Consider the following 3,336-nt stretch of genomic DNA (forward strand, 5'->3'; position numbering starts at 1 on the left):
GCCGGTGCGCGGAGCGGGGGGCGAACGGCCCGATGCGGCCCCCTGCCCCGCGGGCCTGGGATCACTCCCCTCCGGTGATCACCGGGGCGGAAGGCGGCCCCTGCCCTCCAGGCCGGGGTCCCGCCACAGCACCTACCCGTACGGCAGTGACCCGGAGGACCCGTTCCTCGACGTCGTCTGGTGGGTGAACCAGGAACTCCTGCATCACGGGGCCGAGATCGCCCTGCTGCGCGACCAGTACCGGCTGTCGCACACCGCGGCCTGACGCGCCTCAGTCCGTGCCGGCTCCGGCCTCGGTGGTACGGGCGAGGAGCATCGCCACGTCGTCCTGCGCGGGCGCCGACAGGACCCGCGCCAGGACCTCGTCGCAGAGCGTCTCCAGGGGGCTGGAGAGGAACGGCCGCAGGGCGCGGGCCAGTTCGTCCATGCCCTGGTCGAGGTCGCGGTGGCGGGCCTCGATGAGTCCGTCCGTGTAGAGCACGAGAAGACCGCCCGGCGGCAGGGTGACCTCCTCGGTGGCGAAGTCGCGGCCGCCGGTCCCCAGGGGTGTGCCGGGCGACCCGTCGAGGAAGGTGATGGCGCCGTCGGGAGTGGCGACGGCGGGCGGCGGGTGCCCGGCGCGGGCGACGGCCCAGGTGCCGGCGGCCGGGTCGTGGACCGCGTAGACGCAGGTGGCCATCGTGTCCTCGCCGAGGTCGGAGACGACGGCGTCGAGGGAGCTGAGCATCCGGGCGGGTGCGATGTCGTGGCGGGCCAGGGTCCGTACGGCGGTGCGGAGCTGGCCCATGACGGCGGCGGCGTGGATGCCGTGGCCCATGACGTCCCCGATGACAAGTCCGGTGCGGCCGCCGGGCAGGGCGATGGCGTCGAACCAGTCCCCGCCCACGTCGTGGGCGCTGGCCGGCAGGTAACGGCCGGTGAGTTCGAGTCCGGTGACGTCGGGGAGGGCGCTGTTGGTCAGGCTGCGCTGGAGGGTGAGGGCGGCCTCGCGCTGGGTGGTGTAGAGGCGGGCGTTGTCGATGTTGAGGGCGGCGCGGGCGACGACCTCGTCGATGAGGACGCCGTCCTCCTCGTCGAAGGGTTCCCGGGTGCGCAGCCGGGTCACGGTGACGGCGCCGAGGACCGTGCCGCGGGCGACGAGGGGGACGAGCCGGGCCGAGCCGATGCGGGTGGCGAGGTAGGAGCGCAGGGCCTCGGCCCGGGGGTCGGTGAAGAGGGCCGGGATGTCGGAGGTACGGAGCCGGGTGGGCCGGCCGCGGGCGACGACCTCCTCGTACACGGAGCCCGGCGGCAGCTGGAAGGTCTGTCCGGCGGCGAGCAGGGCGGTGGGCGCGGCGGGGTCGGGGAAGCGGGCCGCGAGGCGGCGCAGGAGGCCGCGGGTGGATTCGGCGGGGTCGTCGGGGGCGAGGACGGAGGTGAGGATCTGGACGTCGGCGGAGTCGGCGAGCTGCGGTACGAGGAAGTCGACGACCTCCTCGGCGGTCTGGCGCAGGTCCAGGGTGGTGCCGATCCGGGCGCCGGCCTCGGCGAGCAGGGCGAAGCGGTGCCGGGCCCGCTCGACCTCGATGTGGGCCTCCTGGCTCTCGGTGATGTCGACGAGGGAGGCGATGAGGCCGAGGTGCTGTCCGGTGCGGTCGAGCAGGGGCGCGTAGGAGCAGGACCAGATGTGGTCGCGGCCGGGGTCGGCGGGGGTGCGGCCGACCCGGCGGGCGTCCACGACGGCGGTGCCGCTCTCCAGGACCTGGCGCATCAGGGATTCGAGGGCGACGGCGTTGACGCCGGGGACGACCTCGGTGAGGCGCCGGCCGAGGTGTTCGGCGGCGGGCACGCCGTTCATCAGGGCGAGCGCGTCGTTGACGCGGAGGAACCGCAGGTCGGGGCCGAGCAGGGCGAGGCCGATGGGCGACTGGGTGAAGAGGCTCTCCATCGCCGCGAGGTTGTCCCGCATCCGCAGGACCTCGGAGGTCTCGACGGCGATCAGCATGGCGCCGGGCCGGCCCCGGGGGTCGGCCGCCGGGACGATCCACATCTCCATGGCGACGTTGTGGCCGTCGCGGTGGCGTACCGGCAGGGTGCCGACCATCGTCTCGCCCGCCTGGACGCGGTGGGTCAGCCGGTCGGCGAGTTCGCGGTTGGCGTCGGGGACGAGGAGCGGGGTGGCGAGGCGTCCGAGCACGTGCTCGGGCCGGTGGCCGAGGAGGTCCTGGGCGGCGAGCGACCACTCGACGATGCGGCCTTCGGCGTCCTCCCGCCAGAGCGCGATGGGAAGCAGTTCCCGGAGCACACCGGCGTCCCCGACGGCCGCCCGGGGCGGCTGCGGAACCCTGTTCGGAAACTGATGAGTGCCCACCGCATCGACCTACGCATCGGTCTGGCCCCCGGGGGGCGATCCCTACCGCCTCACCCTAGCCGAGGACGCCCGGCCGGGCGCTGCGCGGCGGGGCCGAACGGTGGTCCGCCGTCGCGCCGGCCCGCCGGGGGCCGGCGCCGGGAAGCCGCGCGTCCCTCGTCGCGCTTCGTACCCTCCATGAGTATGCGGAGACGAGGTCGTCACCCCGAGCGGGCTCCGGGCCGGACGGCCGAGCCGCTCGCGGGCGTCCGGCCCGAGGCCTCCGACCGAGCGGGCCCTCAGCCGCCCCCGGGGGCCCTGAAGGTGACGGCGGAGGCCGGCACGGTGACCTCCGCGTCCGAGCCCAGGGCGTACGCGGCGACCCGCGAGGCGACGGCGGCCGGGACCGCCTCGCAGACGCCGGGCACGGCCGGGACGTCCTGGGTGGCGTGCGCGTCGTACGGCACGACGACACGGTGGCCGAGATCCAGGGCCGTACGGGCCGTCGCGTGCACGCACATCTCCGACATCACGCCGCAGACGGCGACCGCGCGCACGCCCAGGCCGGACAGCAGGCCGCCGAGCGGCGTGTCCTCGAAGCCGTCGTCGTACGTCTTGCGGATGACCGTCTCGCGGGGACCGGGCAGGACGGGATGGTGGAGTTCCCAGCCGGGGGTGTGCGGCTCGTCCTCCGCACCGGGCGGTCCGTCGTTCTGGAGGTGGACGACGAGCGCGCCGGCCGCCCGCGCCCGCGCGATCAGGTCGCCCGTACGGTCCACCAGACGGCGGGAGTCGGGCACGGCGCCGGGCCCGGTGACGAAGGCGGACTGCACATCCACGACGAGCAGGGCGTCCACCGGTGGCAGGGAAGAGACCATCCGCCCATCATCACGGGCCGACCCCCGCCCTGGCCACGGAATAACGAGGTGGTGCGCGAGGGAGGCCCGGGGTCCATAGCCGAGGATGGCCCTGTGCACACTCTTTTCGATCAACCCGAAGTCCGCCGG

Annotated in this window: 2 protein-coding genes and 1 pseudogene; 1 reads left to right on the forward strand and 2 read right to left on the reverse strand. The window is 74.9% G+C overall.

What is annotated here, in order from left to right:
• Positions 1–265: pseudogene (locus RIF68_RS31910) on the forward strand (hypothetical protein); the annotation flags it as partial.
• Positions 266–271: 6 nt separating this feature from the next.
• Here the strand turns inward: RIF68_RS31910 and RIF68_RS31915 are convergent.
• Entirely contained in the window at positions 272–2,284 is a 2,013-nt protein-coding gene (locus RIF68_RS31915) for a SpoIIE family protein phosphatase (RefSeq protein ID WP_309054751.1), read from the reverse strand.
• Positions 2,285–2,628: 344 nt separating this feature from the next.
• The gene (locus RIF68_RS31920) at positions 2,629–3,207 is read right to left on the reverse strand and encodes an isochorismatase family protein (RefSeq protein WP_309054752.1); all 579 of its coding nucleotides are present in this window, start codon (positions 3,205–3,207) and stop codon (positions 2,629–2,631) included.
• Positions 3,208–3,336 lie beyond the last annotated feature (129 nt).

Origin of the sequence: Streptomyces sp. (assembly GCF_031178505.1) — a bacterium.
GTDB lineage: Bacteria > Actinomycetota > Actinomycetes > Streptomycetales > Streptomycetaceae > Streptomyces > Streptomyces gulbargensis.